The 2,159-nt window shown below is 47.8% G+C and carries 2 protein-coding genes; both read left to right on the forward strand.

The genetic code is table 11. The annotated features are described in order from the left end of the window. The coding region (locus tag A3729_RS08280; RefSeq protein WP_197475690.1) for an NAD-binding protein at positions 1-528 on the forward strand (528 nt) is incomplete at its 5' end. 35 nt (positions 529-563) lie between these two features. Next, positions 564-2,012 (forward strand): TrkH family potassium uptake protein, encoded by a 1,449-nt coding sequence (locus A3729_RS08285; RefSeq protein WP_068512836.1) that lies wholly within the window; start codon positions 564-566, stop codon positions 2,010-2,012. Positions 2,013-2,159: the final 147 nt, after the last annotated feature.

Consider the following 2,159-nt stretch of genomic DNA (forward strand, 5'->3'; position numbering starts at 1 on the left):
GCCGCCAATAAAGACATGCTATTGGAAGAGAACATCGAAGATACTGATGTTTTCATCGCCGTGACCAATGATGATGAAGCAAACATCATGGCCTCGATGCTTGCCAAGCGCATTGGTGCTCGCAAGGTGATGGCCTTGATCAGCAACCCTGATTATGTCGATCTGATCCAAGGCGGTGAAATCGACATTGCCATATCGCCTCAACAAACCACCATTGGCAGCCTGCTAACCCATATCCGAAAAGGAGATGTCGTTAATGTTCACGCCTTACGACGAGGAGCAGCTGAGGCGATCGAAGCCGTAGCACATGGCGACGAGCGCTCCTCAAAGGTTGTCGGTAAACGAGTCGATGAGATACCTTTACCAACCGGTACCACCATCGGCGCAATTGTCCGTCACCAGGAAGTATTAATCGCTCACGACCATATCCGCATCGAGCAAGACGATCACGTTATCCTCTTCCTGGTCGATAAGAAAAGAGTTCGCGAAGTCGAGAAGCTGTTCCAAGTCGGACTCGCTTTTTTCTAACCCTGTTTTAGTAGTTTTTTGGGAGATACAACCGGATGCATTTGTCTACAGTCAGCCGAATTCTAGGCATCCTGCTGATGATTTTTAGCCTGACCATGCTCCCGCCGATCATTGTTTCGCTCATCTATAACGATAATCAGCTCCATGCCTTCCTCGATGCTTTTGTTATTACGCTAGGCTTAGGGCTAATCATCTGGCTGCCTGTTCGAAACCATAAAAAGGAGCTTCGTGTACGAGATGGTTTTATCGTAACGGTTCTCTTCTGGCTGGTGCTCAGCCTGAGTGGTTCAGTGCCCTTATATTTATCTGACTCCCCTGATTTACGCTTCGTTGATGCTTACTTTGAGTCCCTATCGGGGCTAACCACCACTGGCGCGACCGTCATTACCGGGATAGATGACCTGCCCAAATCTATCTTGTGGTACCGACAACAATTGCAATGGCTTGGCGGCATGGGCTTGATCGTACTGGCTGTCGCCATTCTTCCAATGCTAGGCATTGGTGGTATGCAGCTATACCGAGCAGAGACTCCCGGCCCGGTAAAAGACAGTAAATTAACGCCTCGAATCACCGAAACCGCCAAAGCTCTTTGGTATATATACCTCGGGCTAACAGTCGCTTGCGCGCTATCTTACTGGGCCGCTGGAATGACCCTGTTTGACGCCATAGGCCATAGTTTTTCGACCATCGCCATCGGCGGCTATTCAACCCATGATGCCAGTATTGGCTATTTCGATAATAGCGTAATTGAACTAATCGCCATCTTCTTTATGTTTATCGCCGGGGTTAATTTCGCGCTGCATTTCACTGCATGGCGAAGCAATAGCTGGCGAACGTACTTTATGGACCCCGAGTTCCGCTTTTACGCATCGCTCATGTTGATCGTAACCATTATTACGATCGCAACGCTTTACTTCACCGATACTTATAGCTTCTCTGACTCTATGATTCGAGGCGCCTTTGAAGTTGTTTCCATCGCAACAACCACTGGCTTTGCTACAGCAGACTTCACAGCCTGGCCATTCGTACTGCCCTTCCTCTTATTCGTTGTTGCCTTTGTTGGCGGCTGTGCAGGCTCAACCGGCGGTGGCATGAAGGCGATTCGAATCTTACTCATCTACAAGCAAGGCTTGAGAGAAATCCAACGTCTAATTCATCCCAACGCCATTATTCCAGTAAAACTTGGCAAAAAGCCGGTTCCCGACCGTGTGATTGAAGCTGTTTGGGGCTTCTTTTCGGTTTACTTGTTCGTCTTCGTTATTTTGCTCTTAATGTTACTGGCAACGGGCTTGGACCAAGTCACTGCCTGGTCAGCTGTCGGTGCCAGTATTAACAATTTAGGCCCAGGCTTAGGTGATGTCGCACAACACTACGGCGACATTCCCGATACCGCTAAGTGGGTTCTATGCTTTGCCATGCTAATGGGCCGCCTAGAGATCTTCACTTTATTGATATTGTTTACCCCTGCTTTCTGGCGAAATTAAGGCCCTTATTAAAAACCGAGAAAATACCAATAAAGCAGACGAGTGCACTGACATAGCGGCCAATAAACCTTATGATTGATCAATAATAAAAATATAAGTGGCTGTCAGACATGCTTAAGCTCTCGTGCTTAAATACACTCTTTCTCA

The organism is Oleiphilus sp. HI0043 (assembly GCF_001634935.1).

Excerpts from the sequence above, each read along its gene's own strand:
- A3729_RS08285 (WP_068512836.1), top strand. The coding sequence starts at position 564 with ATGCATTTGTCTACAGTCAGCCGAATTCTAGGCATCCTGCTGATGATT.